Consider the following 15752-nt stretch of genomic DNA (forward strand, 5'->3'; position numbering starts at 1 on the left):
GGGGTCCGTCAATGCGCCATCAGCACCGGCATGGTGGCGTGGGCGAGGATGTGGCTGGTGGCGCCGCCGAAGATCATCTGGCGCAGGCGGCTCTGGGTGTAGGCGCCCTTGACCAGGAGGTCGCAGCCGATCGCCTCGGCTTCGGTGAGGAAGACCTCGCCGACGGCGCGGCGGCCGGCCGCGAGGGTGCGCCCCTGCGCCGACAGGCCTTCGCGGTTGAGGGCGGCGGCCATCTCCTCGGCGCTCGGGCCGGGTACCATGCCGGCATCGACCCCCAGCACCTCGATCCGCGAGGCGGCGCGCAGGAACGGCGCCGCGAAGGCGACCGTGCGGGCGGTCTCGGTCGAGCCGTTCCAGGCGATCATCACGGTCTCGCCGATGCTGGCGGGCGTCGTCGGCGGGGCGATGATCAGCGGGCGCCCGCTCTCGAACAGGACCGCCTCCAGGGTGGTCATCCGGGGCGTGCCCTCCCCGCTCCCGGGCCGGCCGACGATCGTGGCGTTGAACAGCCGGGCGTGCTGGGCCAGGAAGCCGTCGCCGGGAGGCGCGTCGGGGCGCCAGCGGTAGCGCGGGCCCGTGCGGCCGGCATCCGCGCTGTCGCGGGATACGCCGTGGCGGTCCATCGCCGCGGTGAACAGGCCGCCGCAATCGCGGGCCTCGACGAGGTCGGTCTCCTCGTCGCGCACCCAGGTCATGCCGCCGACCATGTCGACGGGGACGTACTCGGCCAGCGCCGGGCGCAGGCCGAACCCCTCGATGCTGGCGTCGAACCGGCGGGCGGTGAGCACGGCGGTGTCGAGCACCGAATCGAGCAGGGTGTGGCGGGCGACCGGAACGAGAAGCGTCTTCATGGCGGCGCACTCACCTCTGGAGCCTCGGCAGGGACTTCGGCACGATGGCCGCGATAGCATCACGGCGGCCTCCGCCCTGTCCAGGGGGCAGGACGGCTCCTCCACGGCGGAGCGTCAGGATCGTGCCGAGGCCTCCATCGCGCCGCGGCGGCGCGGCTCCGCCTCCCCGGCCTCCTCCGGCGGCGCGTCGTCCTCCGGCGGGTCGTCACCCTCCGGGGGGTTGGACTGGCTGCAGGCGGCGCCCGCCCCGTCCTGGCCGCCGGGGGCGCAGGTCTCCTCGAGCCACAGGGCCATCATCAGGGCGAGGCCGGCCGGCACGGCGAGCGCCAGGAACGCCCAGGTCCAGCCGAGATGCAACGCGAGCAGGCCCCCGACCCAGCCCGAGAGGGCGCCGCCCACCCCCTGCACCGCCGCGACGGTGCCGAGCGCGGTCTGGGTGCGGCCCGAGCCCCAGGTCAGGTCGGCCACCACCACCGGCACCGCGACGCCGATGACGCCCGAGGCGACGCCGTCGAGCACCTCGGCGAGGATCAGCCAGTACGGGTCGGACAGGAAGGCCGAGAGGAGCGCGCGGGCCGGCAGCACCGCGCAGGCGACGAGGAGGAGCTGGCGCCGGCCGCGCCGGTCGGCGAGAGAGCCGGCAAAGAGCGCCACCGGGATCATCACGGCCTGCGCGACGATGACGTAGCGGGCGGTCCAGCCGGTGCCGTCCTCACCCGCCGCGACGAGCTTCTGGCCGACGAGGCTCAGCATCGAGCCGTTGGCGAGGTTGAACAGGGCGAGCGCCGCCGAGAGGATCAGGAGCCGGCGGTCCGACAGGACCTTCAGGATGCCGGAGCGCTCCGGCTTGTCGTCCGGGTCGTCCTCCTTCCAGCCGACGGCGCGGCGGCCGTTATAGGCCTGCTTCGGCGTCGTCAGGGCCGCCACGATGGCGCAGGCGGAGAGCCCGCCGAGGATCCAGAAGGCGATGCTCGGGCCCATGTACGGCGTGCCGAAGCTGATCGCCAACGCCGCCCCCAGGATGCCGACGTGGTTCCAGGCCTGGTTGCGGCCCTGCTGCTTGGGGAAGGCCTGCTTGCCGACCATGCCGAGCGTCAGCGCCGTCACCGCCGGCACCACCAGGGTGCCGCCGACCGCGGCGACGAACTGGGCGGCGAGCACCGTCATGAACGCCCGGGCCGGCAGGAGCAGCAGGGTCCCGAGGAGAATCGCCGCGCAGGCGGCCGCGATCAGCATCCGGGGCCGGCCGAGCCGGTCGACCAGGGCGCCGAGCGGCCCGCTCAGGCCCAGGGTGGCGAAGCCCACGATGGTGGTGACGAGGCCGACCTCGCTCGGGCCCCACTTCGCGGCCTGCGCCAGCCAGGTGCCGAGGAAGGGGCCGAGCCCGCCCTGGATGTCGCCCACGAAGACGTTGATCAGGGCGAGGTGGGTGGTGGGGTTCATCAACGCGGAAGCGCTCCGGCTTGCCCGTTCGGGCCGTCGTCCAAAAGTCCAGGCCCACACGGCCTACCGCACCTGAACGGGGAATGATCGTGCGGCGGCAACCACCCGGCCCCGCACCGCGGCGCCGTCGAACCGATCCGGGCGACGGCGCCGGGCGGAGCCCGGACGGGCGTCGGCGCCGACGCGCCCGACCCCTCGGCCCTCGGCATCGACCTGCCGAGGCGCGAGGCATCACGGGCTCGGCACCGCGAAGGCGGCGGCGAGGCGGGCGAGCATCGGGTCGGGGATGCCCATGGCGACGAGCTGGTCGTGAGTGTGGCGGACGTAGTCCGGGTTGGCGCCCGAGCGGCCGAGGCCCTGGCGCACCAGCCGCACCAGCTCGGCCTCCGGCAGGCGGCCGGCATATTGCGGGTGGCGGCGGTCGACGAGGTAGGTCACCGCCGCGATGCGGCGGCCGTCGTCGAGGGTGACCCCGAGCACCCGCTCGACGTAGACCGCGGTGACCTGCTCGCGCTCGCGCAGGTAGGCGAGCGTGGACGCCGCGTCCGGGCCCGCGACCCGGAACGCCATGCCGCGGCAGGAGCCGCCCCGGTCGAGCCCGAGCACCAGGCCCGGCCGCTCCGGCGTGCCGCGATGGACGTGCGAGAGGACGCAGAGCGAGCGGTGATAGCCGCGCAGGCGCCCCGGCCCGCTCTCGACGAAGGGAAAGCCCGGCCGCCACATCAGCGAGCCGTAGCCGAACACCCAGAGATCTGACGGCTCGCCCGCCTCCATCGCCCGCATCCTCCCCCCGGCACGACCGCCTCAGCGTGCCTCACCCGTTCGGTGTCACCCGCCGGTCTCACTTGCCGGGCGCGGCCGGTAGCAGCTACGGGAGCGCGGTTCAATCCGGGCGGTCCTTCAGGGCCGCCGCAGAACCGGGATCATGCCGATGGACAGGCCGACGCAAGCGGGGCCGACGACCGAGACGGGGCGGACGACCGGAGGACGCGGACCGGGCCTGCGCCTCGGCCTGTTCGCGCCGTTCGTGCTGCTCCTGCTCCTGGCGCTCGCCTGGAGCGCGGGGTGGTTCTGGCTGCGGGGCAAGGCCGAGGGCGAGATCGACCGATGGTTCGCCCGCGAGGCCCAGGCCGGGCGGCAATGGACCTGCGCCGACCGCTCGCTGACCGGCTTCCCGTTCCGGTTCGAGCTGCGCTGCGCCTCGCTCGGCTTCGCCCGCTCCGACGTGCGCTTCACCACCGGGCCGCTCGTCGCGGTGGCGCAGGTCTACCAGCCGCGCCACGTCATCCTGGAGGCGACCGGGCCGTTCAAGGTGCAGCAGGGCGGCCTTGATGCCGACGTGACCTGGACGAGCCTGGAGGCGAGCCTGCACGCCACGAGCGACGGCTTCCAGCGCGCCTCCGTGGTGGCGGACGGCCTGAAGGGCAGCGTCACCGGCGCCGACCCGTCGCCGATCGACTTCTCGACCCAGCATCTCGAGCTGCATGCCCGCCCGACCCCGGGCCGCTTCGAGACCGACGGTGCCGTCGACCTCAGCGCCCGGGTGAGGCAGGCCGCCGTGCCGATGCTCGACCCGGTGCTCGGCGGCACCGAGCCGGCGGACCTCGCGCTCGACGCCACCGTGACCCGGGCGGCGGGTTTCCGCACCCGCACCCTGGCGCAGGAGCTCGAGCGCTGGCGCGAGGCCGGCGGCACCGTCGAGATCACCAGCCTCGCCGCCGAGAAGGGCAGCCGGCGGCTGCGGGCGCAGGGCGTGCTCGCCCTCGACGAGCTGCACCGGCCCTCGGGCCAGCTCGACGTGCGCACCGCCGGGCTCGAGCAGGTGATCGCCCCGCTGATCAGCGAGCAGCTCGGCGCGCGCCTGGGCGGCGACGGCGCGGCGCTGATCGGCAACATCGTCGGCCAGTTCCTCGGCGGGCGCCGCAAGGAGCCGGCGCCGGGCCAGGGTGCCGGCGACCGGCCGGGCGAGCCGCCGCTCAAGGTGCTGCCGACCGTGCGGCTCGCCGGCGGGCGGGTGGTGGTCGGGCCGTTCGCGGTGCCGAACGTCCGGCTGCAGCCGCTGTACTGAGCCCGCCGAATTGACGCGGCGGGGCGGTTGCCGCCCCGCCCCGGCCGTCGTACCCCAGGGGGCATGAGCCAGACCGCGCGCTTCCAGAGCTTCGAGGACCCCAGCCACCGGGAGGGCGCGGCGCGGGTCGCGGCGCTCCGGGCGGCGATGGCGCAGAGGGGCGTCGCCGGCTTCGTCGTGCCGCGGGCCGACGAGCACCAGTCGGAATACGTGCCGGCCAATGCCGAGCGGCTGGCCTGGCTCACCGGATTCACCGGCTCGGCCGGCACGGCGATCGTGCTCGCCGACAAGGCCGCTCTGGTGGTCGACGGGCGCTACACGCTCCAGGCGGCCGAGCAGGTCGACACCGCGATCGTCACCCCGGTGCCGCTGGCCGAGACCAGCGTCGAGGCCTGGATCGAGGCCAACCTCCCGGCGGGCGGGGTGCTCGCCTACGATCCCTGGCTGCACACGCCGGACGGCCTCGCCCGGCTGGAGCGGGCCGCGCAGGCCGCGGGCGGACGCATCGAGGCGACGGCGCTCAACCTCGTCGACCTCGTCTGGATCGACCGCCCGGCCGCGCCCCGCGCCCCGGTGGTGCCCCATCCGGACCACCTCGCCGGCGAAGCGGCGGCAGCCAAGCTCGACCGCGTGCGCGCCGCCCTCGACAAGGCGCGGCTCGACGCGCTGGTCGTGTCGGACCCGCACAACCTCGCCTGGGCGTTCAACCTGCGCGGCGGCGACGTCTCCCACACTCCCCTGCCGCTCGGCTACGCGGTGATCCCACGGGACGGCCTGCCGCGCCTCTTTCTCGATGCCCGCAAGGTCACGGCCGAGGCGCTCGCCGCCCTCGACGGGCTGGCCGAGCGCCACGATCCCGAGGCGCTGACCGAGGCGCTCGACGCCCTCGGCGCGGGCAAGGCCCGGGTGCGCCTCGACGCGGCGACCGGCGCCGTGGCCCTGCGCCGGCGGATCGAGGCGGCGGGCGGCAGCGTCGATGTCGGGCCCGACCCGATCACCGCCATGAAGGCGGCGAAGAACGCCGCCGAGATCGCCGGCACCCGCGCCGCCCACCGGCGCGACGGCGCCGCGGTGACCCGCTTCCTCGCCTGGCTCGCCCGCGAGGCCCCGGGGGGCGCCGTCTCGGAGATCGACGCGGTGGTGCGGCTCGAGGCCTTTCGGGCCGAGACCGGCCTTCTGCGCGAGATCGCCTTCCCGACCATCTCGGGCTCGGGCCCGAACGGCGCCATCGTGCACTACCGGGTCTCGCGCGGCACCGACCGCCGGGTGCAGCCCGGCGAACTGTTCCTCATCGACTCGGGCGCACAATACGCCGACGGCACCACCGACATCACCCGCACGGTCGCGGTCGGCACCCCGAGCCCGGAGATGCGCGACCGCTTCACCCGGGTGCTCAAGGGCCACATCGCCATCGCCACCGCGGTGTTTCCCCGCGGCACCACGGGGGCGCAGATCGATTCCTTCGCCCGGCGCCCGCTCTGGGAGGCCGGCCTCGACTTCGATCACGGCACCGGCCACGGCGTCGGCGCCTTCCTGTCGGTGCACGAGGGGCCGCAGCGCATCGCCAAGACCGGCACGGTGGCGCTCCAGCCCGGGATGATCGTCTCGAACGAGCCCGGCTACTACAAGGTGCAGGCCTTCGGCATCCGCCTCGAGAACCTGGTTCTGGTCGAGGAGACGAGCCTGCCGGGTGCCGAGCGACCGATGCTCGGCTTCGAGACCCTGACGCTGGCGCCGTTCGACCGCGCGCTGGTGGCCCTGGAGCTGCTCACCCCGGCGGAGACGGCCTGGCTCGACGCCTACCACGCCCGGGTGCGCGCGGCCCTCGACGACCTCGTCGACCCGGAGACCCGGACGTGGCTGGCGGCGGCGACGCGGCCGCTCGCCGAAGCCTAATTCCGCTACGGCGCAACCTTCTAACCGTTAGCAGAGGGGCATTCTTCCCCTCAGTCATCCGAACTATATCGAAAGAATTCGAAGTCTCCTCGGAACCGCGCGGATTTGACGTCGATTGCGCGCGGCGGCCGCCGTACCGTTCCGCTGCTTCACAGGCAGGGGACGATCGGATGACGACGAGGATGATGGCGGCCGCCCTGGCGGTCGGGGCGGCGCTGCTCGGCACGGTGCCGGCGCGGGCCGAGGCGATGGATTGCGCCGCGGTGAGCGAGCGCCAGATCGAGGGCCTGTTCGACCGCTGGAACGCGTCGCTGGCGACCCTCGACCCGGCGAAGGTCACGGCGAACTACGCCCCCGACGCCGTGCTGCTGCCGACGGTCTCGAACGTGCCGCGCACCGACCGGGCGATGATCCAGGACTACTTCGTGCACTTCCTGGAGAAGCACCCGCAGGGCGTCATCAACACCCACACCATCCGCATCGGCTGCAACCTGGCGACCGATGTCGGCACCTACACCTTCCTGGTCGACGGCAAGAAGCCGGGCGAGCACGTCGTCGTGCCGGCCCGCTACAGCTTCGTCTACGTGCTCAGGGACGGCGAGTGGCTGATCGCCCACCACCATTCCTCGGCGATGCCCGAGCCGGTCATCGCCGTCACGGCGGCCGCCAAGGAGCATTGAGGCGGGGCCCGGCTCACTCCGCCGGCAGCCGCCCCTCCGCCTCGTCGGCCGGCGCCGCCCGGCGGCCGCGGCGCAGGGCGAGGACCGTCCGGGTCACGCCCGTCCCGAGCCGGTCCATGTAGAGATAGAGCACCGGCGTGATGAACAGGGTGAGGAGCTGGGAGACCAGCAACCCGCCCACCACCGCGACGCCCAGCGGCTGGCGCAATTCGGCGCTGGCGCCGTGCCCGATGGCGATCGGCAGGGTGCCCATCACGGCGGCGGCCGTCGTCATCATGATCGGCCGGAAGCGTAAGCCGCAGGCCTCGCGGATCGCCGCCGCCGGGCTCCAGCCCTTCTCGCGCTGGAGCACCAGGGCGACGTCGATCATCATGATGGCGTTCTTCTTCACGATGCCGATCAGCATGAGCACGCCGATGATCGCGATGACCGAGAGGTCCATCCCGTAGAGCTGGAGGGCCCCCAGCGCCCCGATCGCCGCCGCCGGCAGGCCGGTGAGGATGGTGAGCGGGTGGATGAAGCTCTCGTACAGGATGCCGAGCACGAGGTAGATCGTGATGACGGCCGCGGCCAGCAGCAGGCCCTGGTTGGCCAGCGCGTCCTGGAACACCTGGGCGGTGCCAGCGAACGTCGTCGTGATGGTGCCGGGTACCCCGAGCGAGTCCTTGATCTCGGCGATGCGGTTGACCGCCTGGCCGAGCGCCACGCCGGGGGCGAGGTCGAACGAGATCGTCACCGCCGGCAGGAGGCCGAGCTGGTTGATCGAGAGCGGGCCCGGCACCCGGGTGATGCCCGCCACCGCCGAGAGCGGGACGAGCTTGCCGTTGGTCGCGCGCAGGCGGATCTCGTCGAGGCGGTCGGCGGTCCAGTTCAGGCGCGGGTCGAATTCGGTGATGACCTGGTAGCTGTCGGCGGTGCCGTAGATGGTCGAGACCTGGCGGGTGCCGAAGCCGGTATAGAGGGTCTGGCGGATCTGGTCGGAGGTGATGCCGAGCGCCTGCGCCTTGTCGGTGTCAACCGTGACCTTGGCCTGGAGCGCGGCGTTCTGCAGGTCGCTGGTGACGCCCGCGAAGATGGCGCGGTCCTTCGCCAGGGCCTCGGTCAGCCGCTCGGACCAGCGCTCGAGCCCCGGCCGGTCGAGGCCCTGCACGACGTACTGATACTGGCTCTTCGACTGGCGCCCGCCGAGGCGCAGGTTCTGCACCGGCGTGATGAACGCGGTCAGGCCCGGCACCGCGGCAAGCTGCTGGCGCAGCTCCGCGATGGTCTTGGGCAGCGGCGGGCGCTGGTCGCGGTCCTTGAGCTCGACGAAGAACGAGCCCTGGTTGAGCGTGCCGGAGAACCCGTTCGAGCCGGCGCGACTCACGACGTGGGCCACCGCCGGATGGCGGGCGAGGATCACCTCGGCCTCGTGCTGGAGCGCGCTCATCGCGTCGAAGGACACGTCCTGGCCGGCCTCCGTCGCGATCTGGAGCTGGCCGATATCCTCGGACGGGAAGAAGCCCTTCGGGATGACGACGAACATCCAGGCGGTGAGCGCGACGGAGGCGAAAAACACCATCAGCACCGCGAAGGGCCAGCGCAGGCAGAGATCGACGCCGCGCTCGTACCAGGCCTGGATGCGGGCAAAGCCGCGCTCGAACAGGTTCTTCTTCTGGCCGTGCCCGGCGGCATCGGCCGGCAGGCGGGCGGCGAGCATCGGGGTGAGCGTCAGCGAGATCACCGCCGAGGCGATGATCGCGATCGTCACCACGATGGCGAACTCGTTGAAGATGCGCCCGACGACGCCGCCCATCAGCAGCACGGGGATGAACACCGCGACGAGCGAGATGGTGATCGACAGGATGGTGAAGCCGATCTCGCCCGCGCCCTTCAGCGCCGCCTCGAACGGCTTCATCCCCTCCTCGACGTGCCGGACGATGTTCTCCAGCATCACGATCGCGTCGTCGACGACGAGGCCGACCGCCAGGGTGAGGCCCAGCAGCGAGATGTTGTCGATCGAGTAGCCGAGAAGATACATCGCCCCGAAGGTGGCGATGATCGAGATCGGCACCGCCACCGAGGGGATCAGCGTCGCGGCGAGCCGGCCGAGGAAGAGGTAGATCACGGCCACGACGAGCACGATGGTCAGCACCAGCGTGAACTGGACGTCGTGCACCGCCTCGCGGATCGACACCGAGCGGTCGTTGACGACGTCGATGGTGCCGCTCGCGCCCAGCTGCTCCTGGAACTTCGGCAGCATCGCCCGGACACGGTCGACGACGTCGACCGTGTTGGCGTCCGGCTGGCGCTGAACGGCCAGCACCAGGGCGCGGGTGCCGTCCTTCCACGAGGCGATGCGGTTGTTCTCGACCGAATCGATGACGCGGGCGACCTCGCCGAGTCGCACCGGCCGGCCGTTGCGGACCGCCACGATCACGTCGCGGAACGCATCGGCGTTCATCAACTGGGTGTTGGTCTGGATGGTGAGATTCTGCCCTCTCCCCTCGACCACGCCGACCGGGGTCGAGGTGTTGGCGTTCTGGATACCCGCCTGCACCTCGTCGACGCCGATGCCGCGGGCCGCGAGCACGTTGGGATCGAGCTGGACCCGCACGGCGAATTTCTGGCTGCCGTAGACCAGCACCTGGCCCACGCCCGTGATGGTCGAGAGCGAGGGCGAGATCACCGTCTGGGCGAAGGCGTCGAGCGTCGGCAGCGGCGTCGTCTCGCTCGACAGAGCAAGCAGGATCACCGGCGCGTCGGCGGGGTTGAGCTTGCGGAAGCTCGGCGGGATGGTCAGCTCGATCGGCAGCCGGCGCAGGGTCCGGGTGATCGCCGCCTGCACGTCGGCGGCGGCCTGGTCGATGTTGCGCGACAGCTCGAACTCGACGGTGATCGAGGTGAAGCCCTGGTAGTTCGTCGCCGAGATCGTGGCGATCGACGGGATCGTGGAGAACTCCTTGATCAAGGGCGTCGCCACCGAGGCCGCCATCGATTCCGGCGAGGCGCCGGGGAGCTGCGCGGTGACCGAGATGGTCGGAAAGTCCACGGTCGGCAGGGCCGCGACCGGCAGGAAGCGGTAGGCGAACAGCCCCGACAGCGTCAGCGCGATCGACAGCAGGATCGTGGCGACGGGCCGGCGGATGAACGGGGCCGAGAGATTCATCGGGTCACTCGATCCGCGTGGGGGTGCCGGGAACGGACGCTTGGGCCTCGGCGGCGTCCTGCTGGCGCTCGCTGACGGGCAGGCCCGGGCGGACCCGGAACTGGCCCTCGACCACCACCCGCTCGCCGGGGCGCAGGCCCAGGCTCAGGGCGGCTCGGCCGTCGCGGGAGGTGATGACCTCGACGGTGCGGCGCTCCACGGTGCGGTCGGGCCGCACCACCCAGACGAAGCTGCCCTCCTGGCCCGGCTGCACCGCGGCCTGCGGCACCGTCACGGTGCCGGGCCGCGAGCCGAGATCGACCTCGACCCGCACGTACTGGCCGGGCCAGAGCCGGTCGTCCTCGTTGGGGAAGAAGGCCCAGGCGGTGACGGTGCCGGAGGCCTGGTCGACGCTCGAATCGACGAAGGAGAGCCGGCCCACCGCCAGCACCGCCTCGCCGCCGCTGGAGAAGACCCGGACCGGGGCGGTGCCGGGCCGCGCGAGCGCCGCGCGCAAGCCGTCGAGGTCGCGCTCGGGCAGCGAGAAGGTGGCGCGGAGCGGCCGCATCTGCGTGATGGTGACGAGGCCGGTGCCGGCCGATTCGTTGCCCTTCACGAGGTTGCCGGTGGTCACCAGGACCCGGCCGAGGCGGCCGGAGATCGGCGCGCGCACGACGGTGTAGTCGAGCCGGACCTTGTCGGCGTCGATCGCGGCCTGGGAGGCCGCGACGTTCGCCGCCGCCACCTTGGCCTCGGCGGAGGCGACGTCGAACTGCGCCTGCGAGGCGGAGGAGCGGGAGAGCAGTTCGCCGACGCGGCGCACGTCGTTCTGGGTGCGGACCTGGGTCGCCTGGTCGCGGGCGAGCGCCGCCTCGTCGCGGGCGATCTGGGCGCGGAGCTCGCGGTCGTCGAGGCGGTAGAGCACGTCGCCCGCCTTCACCACCTGGCCGTCGCGGGCGAGCTGCTCGGTGATGACGCCGTCGATGCGCGGGCGCACCACCACGCTCGCCATCGGCTCGATCCAGCCCACCGCCGAGCGGGTCAGGGCAAGGTCGGTGACGCCCGCCGCCACGGTGGTCACCAGGGGGGGCGAGGCGGCCGGGTTGGCGGGCCTCGCCGCCGGGGCCGGCGTCAGGGCAGCGAACGGCACTTGCGCGGGGACCGCGCCGGGCGGCCGCTCGGGCAGGTAGCGGGCGAGGTCGGGCGGCAGCGCCGTCCGGGCCGTGGTCCAGGCGGCGTGGGTGTCGCCGCCGTGGCGCTGCACGAGCCAGCCCGCCCCGGCCGCGACCAGCGCCAGGAGAAGGAGGACGAGGCGGATCATCGCGGGGCTCCTGTGGACGGCGCCGGCGCGCCGAGGCCGTGGAGGAAGAAGTCGGCGACCGCAGCGGAAGCCGGCGCGCGCCGGCCGGTGCCGTGCACCGCCATGCGGATGCCGCCGAGGATCATCAGCACCGCGAGCTCGACGTCCGGGACGGCGAGCTCGCCGGCCTCGACGCCCGCCCGCAACAGGTCGGCGAGCGCGCCGCGCAGGCCGTCGAACCCCTCGCGCAGGACGCGCCGGCTGCGCTCGCCGAACTCGGCGCCCCGCCCCTCGATCGCGGTCAGCGCCGGCGACAGGGCACCGACCCGCTCCAGCACCAGCGCGACGGCGGCGCGCAGGCGGGCCGGCGCGTCGACCGCCCGGATCGCCCCGATCGCCTCGCGCAGATCGGCCAGCGTCCAGGCGAGGCCGGCGATGAACAGGGCCTCCTTGGTCGAGAAGTAGCGGTAGAGCGTGGGCTTCGCGACGCCGGCGGCGGCCGCCACCGCATCCATGTGCACGGCAGCGTAGGGCAGGCCCGAGAAAAGCCCCATCCCGGCTTCGAGGATGCGGCGGCGGCGCGCGGGATCGAGCGGGCGCGCGGCGGCGGCGTGCGCGATGTGCGGGCGATCGGCGTGGCGTGCGGCGTCGCTCATGAAGCCCTAACTGAACTGATGGGTTCAGTTAGCGGGGTGGGGCGCCGCGCTGGCAAGCGCAGGTTTCCGCGACATAATAGCACGATAAGAAAGCGCTGCCACCGGGCGTGCCCCTGCATCCAGGCGGATCGGGCCGCGGAGTGGAGACGGGGCGGGCCCCGCGCACCGTCCAATCCGGATCGATCACGCGCGCGCCTCATCCCGCCCCAACGTCAGTCAGCGGCGGCGGCGCGTGATCCAAAATGCAGTCGAGTGGGCCGGACAGGACATGGCGACACTTTTCGCGTCGTCGTCTCGACTGTGCCCCTTGCGGATCCCGGGCACTGCCGCGCGGACCCGGAACAACATCATGGGGTGCGACAATCATCGCTCGGAGGCCCGACCGGGCCTCCGGCACCCGCCTCAGAACAGATGGATCGCGTGCGGGGCGAACAGCCCGATCGCCAGCATGCCGATCCCCGCGATCCCCAGTGCCCCGCCCGCGAAGGCGAGCGCGGCGATGCCGGTGATCACCTGGGCCGAGGCCAGCACGATGCCGATCTGGAACGCGGCCGAGCCGAGCTCGTAATGGTGGTAGCGGGCGAGCGAGAGGTCGCGCTTGGCCTCGGCCGCCTTGGCCTTGGCGGCGAGTTCCTTGCGGCCGTCGCCGGAGGCCGGATCGGAATCCCAGCGGGCCATGGTCTTGGCCCACTCCTCGATCTGCTTCTTGACCGCCTCCGGGGAGGCGTTCGGCTCCAGCGCGATCTGCTCGCCCGCGGTCTTCAGCACCGTGCCGCGGATGGTGCGGGCCTGGAAGTACGCCCACTGGTTGGCGGATTCGACGTTGGCGCCGAGCGCATCGGTCTGGGCGCTCTTCGCCAGGGTCTCGCCGAGGGCGAGAAACAGCGCGAGCACCGAGATCAGCAGCGCGACCTTCTTGTTGGAGCTGTCCACCGCCCCGTGACCACCCGACATCGTCATCTCTCCCGAACCAATCCGACAGGCGCGGCCTCGTCTGGCGAAACCCTGCGACAGGACGAAGAACCGGGGGCGCGCCCGATCGATGAAGCCGGCGGCGCCCGCGCCTTCATAGCCGGGTCGCCGGGCGGCGCCAGCCCCCGCTTGCAGGGCCGCCCGGGAGCGGGCAGGCCTGCCGCACGGCCCCGCCGCGAGGGCCGGCCCCGAAGAGACGCCCCGAAGAGACATCCCGAGAGACGCCCGACCATGCGCCGAACCCCGTCCGCCGCCCTCCTCCTCGCCATCGCCGTGGCCGCGTCGCCCGCCCGCGCCGCGGGGCCGGACTGGCCCGACACCTATCTCTCCCGCGTCGAGGCGGTGGCGGTGGTGCAGAGCCTCAACGCCACACTGCTCGCGAGCCGCAGCGCCACCGCGACGCTGGAAGGCTGGTGCGGCGCCCACCGCATGGCCGAAGCGCCGCGCCTCGTCGCCCGGCTGGACCGGGGCGTCGACAAGCCGGCTTCCGCCGAGACCCGCAAGCGCCTCGCGGTCGGCCCCGACGAGCCCCTGCGCTACCGCCGGGTGCGGCTCGCCTGCGGCGAGCACGTCCTGTCGGAGGCCGACAACTGGTACGTGCCGGCCCGCCTGACCCCAGAGATGAACCGGGTGCTGGAGACCAGTGACACCCCGTTCGGCCGGGCGGTCTCGGCGCTCGGTACCACCCGCCAGACCGTCGGGTCCGAGCCGCACTGGCAGCCCCTGCCCGAGGGGTGGGACCAGGCGGCCCCGCCCGCCCCGTCCTGCGGCACGCTCGAGGTGCCCGAGCACCTGTTCAGCCACCGCGCGGTGCTGTTCACGGGCGAGCGGCAGCCCTTCTCGGAGGTGGTCGAGACCTACACCCGCGCGGTCCTCGACTTCCGGCGGGCGCCGCGCCCGGCGGACCCGGCCTGTCCCAGGCCCTGACATCCTCCGCCGACGTGAGCGGGCAGCAGACACGAGCAGGCAGCAGACTTGCATCGGGGGCAGGAACCCCGGTGCTCCGGCGCCCTATGTCAGAGCCTGGACCCGGACGGAGGACGACCGACGCGGATGGACACCACCCTGACCCTGCTCGACCTGTGCGGCGCGGTCGCGCTGCTGCTCTGGGGCATCCACATGGTGCAGACCGGGGTGCAGCGCGCGCTCGGTCCGCACCTGCGGCGCCTGCTCGGGGTGGCGCTCGGCAACAGGGTGAAGGCGCTGGCGGCGGGTCTCGGCGTCACCGCGCTGCTCCAGAGCAGCACCGCGACCGGGCTGATGGTGGCCTCCTTCGCCGGGGCCGGGCTGGTGGCGGTGGTGCCGGCGCTGGCCGTGATGCTCGGCGCCAATATCGGCACCACGCTCATCGTGCAGGTCCTGTCCTTCGACGTCGCCCGGGTGGCGCCGGTCCTGGTACTGGTCGGCGTGATCCTGTTTCGCCGCGGCTCCGAGCCGCGCACCCGCGACCTCGGCCGGGCGGCGATCGGGCTCGGGCTGATGCTGATGGCGCTCTCGCGCCTCGTCGAGGTGATCACGCCCTACGAGGACGTGCCGGCCCTGCGCGTGCTGCTCGGCGCGGTCGCGACCGACAGGTTGATCGCCCTGATGCTCGGCACGGTGCTGACCTGGGCGGCGCATTCGAGCGTCGCGATCGTGCTCCTGGTGATGTCCTTCACCCAGGCCGGGGTGCTGCCCTTCGAGGCCGGGATGGCGCTGGTGCTCGGGGCCAATCTCGGCTCGGCCCTCAACCCGGTGCTGGAGGGGGCCCGGGACGGCGAGGCGGCGGGGCGCCGGGTGGCGCTCGGCAACCTCCTCACCCGGGCCGCCGGCTGCGCCGTCGCCCTGCCCTGCCTCGGGCTGATCGGGCCGCTCGCGGTGACCTGGCAGCCCGACCTGTCGCGGGCGGTGGCGGATTTCCACACCGCCTTCAACCTCGCGCTGGCGCTGGTCTTCCTGCCGCTGCTCGGACCCTTCGCGGCCCTCCTGCGCCGGCTGGTGCCGGAGCGGATCGACGCGCACGATCCGGGCCGGCCGATCCATCTCGACGAGGCGGCTCTCGAGACGCCGCCGGTGGCGCTGGGCGCCGCCGGCCGCGAGGCCCTGCGCATGGCCGACGTGCTGGCCGAGATGATGGCCGGCGCCGGCGAGGCGCTGACCGGCGGCGACCGGGCCAAGGTCACGGAGATCCGCCGGATGGACGACACCCTCGACCGGCTCAACGGCGCGATCAAGGCCTACCTCGTGCGCCTCGACCCGGAGGCCCTGAGCGAGGACGACGAGCGGCGGATCGCGGCGCTCGTCGCCTTCACCACCAACCTGGAGCATGCCGGCGACATCCTCTCGCGCAACGTGATGACCCACGCCGCCAAGCGCCTGAAGCGCGGGCTCGCCTTCTCGTCCGAGGGCAGGACGGAGGTGGAGGCGCTGCTAGCGCGGCTCCAGGCGAATCTCGGCGCGGCGGGCGCCGCCTTCCTGACCGAGGATCCCCGCGCCGCCCGGCGGCTCGCCGACGAGAAGGCGGTGTTCCGCGACCTCGAGGCACGCTCGACCGAGGCGCATTTCCGCCGCCTGCGCGAGGCCGGCGGGAGCGCCGGGGCGGGGCCGGCCGAGGCGAGCGCCCTCTATCCCGATCTCGTGCGCGACTTGAAGCGGGTCAACGACCACCTGGTGGCCGGCGCCGCCTACCCGATCCTGGAGAGCCGGGGGGCGCTGCGCGCCAGCCGCCTCGAAGCTCCCTGACCGGCTCGGCGCGGCGCCAGCGCCCCCTCCAGCCCGGC

The 15752-nt window shown here is 73.3% G+C and carries 12 protein-coding genes; 5 read left to right on the plus strand and 7 right to left on the minus strand.

The window, feature by feature from the left end; translation table 11 throughout:
• Positions 1–8: 8 nt before the first annotated feature.
• From HPY23_RS29220 to HPY23_RS29230, 3 genes are all read right to left on the minus strand, one after another.
• Positions 9–851 (minus strand): universal stress protein, encoded by an 843-nt coding sequence (locus HPY23_RS29220; RefSeq protein WP_060848587.1) that lies wholly within the window; start codon positions 849–851, stop codon positions 9–11.
• 114 nt (positions 852–965) lie between these two features.
• Entirely contained in the window at positions 966–2294 is a 1329-nt protein-coding gene (locus tag HPY23_RS29225) for an MFS transporter (protein WP_091888256.1), read from the minus strand.
• A gap of 231 nt (positions 2295–2525) precedes the next feature.
• Complete coding sequence (locus HPY23_RS29230; RefSeq protein WP_060848586.1) at positions 2526–3068, minus strand: gamma-glutamylcyclotransferase; 543 nt, start codon at positions 3066–3068, stop codon at positions 2526–2528.
• A gap of 151 nt (positions 3069–3219) precedes the next feature.
• Between HPY23_RS29230 and HPY23_RS29235 the strand changes: the two genes are divergently transcribed.
• The 3 genes from HPY23_RS29235 (at position 3220) to HPY23_RS29245 (ending at position 6938) form a co-directional block, all read left to right on the plus strand.
• Positions 3220–4362, plus strand: a complete 1143-nt coding sequence (locus tag HPY23_RS29235) for a DUF2125 domain-containing protein (protein ID WP_331369162.1) — start codon at positions 3220–3222, stop codon at positions 4360–4362.
• A 63-nt stretch (positions 4363–4425) separates the two neighbouring features.
• Positions 4426–6258 carry an aminopeptidase P family protein gene (locus HPY23_RS29240; protein ID WP_091888254.1) on the plus strand — a complete coding sequence of 611 codons (1833 nt, stop codon included), beginning with the start codon at positions 4426–4428 and terminating at the stop codon, positions 6256–6258.
• 170 nt (positions 6259–6428) lie between these two features.
• The gene (locus tag HPY23_RS29245; protein WP_060848583.1) at positions 6429–6938 is read left to right on the plus strand and encodes an SgcJ/EcaC family oxidoreductase; all 510 of its coding nucleotides are present in this window, start codon (positions 6429–6431) and stop codon (positions 6936–6938) included.
• A 13-nt stretch (positions 6939–6951) separates the two neighbouring features.
• Here HPY23_RS29245 and HPY23_RS29250 read toward each other — a convergent pair whose 3' ends face one another.
• The 4 genes from HPY23_RS29250 to HPY23_RS29265 form a co-directional block, all read right to left on the minus strand.
• Positions 6952–10086: an efflux RND transporter permease subunit gene (locus HPY23_RS29250; RefSeq protein WP_091888252.1), complete on the minus strand. Its 3135-nt coding sequence runs from the start codon at positions 10084–10086 to the stop codon at positions 6952–6954.
• Between the two features lie 4 nt (positions 10087–10090).
• Positions 10091–11386, minus strand: coding sequence for an efflux RND transporter periplasmic adaptor subunit (locus tag HPY23_RS29255; protein WP_091888250.1), 1296 nt, complete (start codon positions 11384–11386; stop codon positions 10091–10093).
• Entirely contained in the window at positions 11383–12021 is a 639-nt protein-coding gene (locus HPY23_RS29260) for a TetR/AcrR family transcriptional regulator (protein ID WP_236012722.1), read from the minus strand. The genes HPY23_RS29255 and HPY23_RS29260 overlap by 4 nt, the downstream gene beginning before the upstream one ends.
• Before the next feature lie 402 nt (positions 12022–12423).
• Positions 12424–12975, minus strand: a complete 552-nt coding sequence (locus HPY23_RS29265) for a DUF4337 domain-containing protein (protein WP_048430904.1) — start codon at positions 12973–12975, stop codon at positions 12424–12426.
• A gap of 249 nt (positions 12976–13224) precedes the next feature.
• Here HPY23_RS29265 and HPY23_RS29270 point away from each other — a divergent pair, with 249 nt between their 5' ends.
• Both HPY23_RS29270 and HPY23_RS29275 read left to right on the plus strand, forming a co-directional pair.
• Positions 13225–13920 (plus strand): hypothetical protein, encoded by a 696-nt coding sequence (locus HPY23_RS29270; protein WP_091888248.1) that lies wholly within the window; start codon positions 13225–13227, stop codon positions 13918–13920.
• Between the two features lie 126 nt (positions 13921–14046).
• A complete protein-coding gene (locus HPY23_RS29275; RefSeq protein ID WP_091888246.1) occupies positions 14047–15714 on the plus strand; it encodes a Na/Pi cotransporter family protein in 1668 nt (555 codons plus the stop codon).
• Positions 15715–15752: the final 38 nt, after the last annotated feature.

The sequence above is a fragment of the Methylobacterium ajmalii genome, assembly GCF_016613415.1.
Classification (GTDB): domain Bacteria; phylum Pseudomonadota; class Alphaproteobacteria; order Rhizobiales; family Beijerinckiaceae; genus Methylobacterium; species Methylobacterium ajmalii.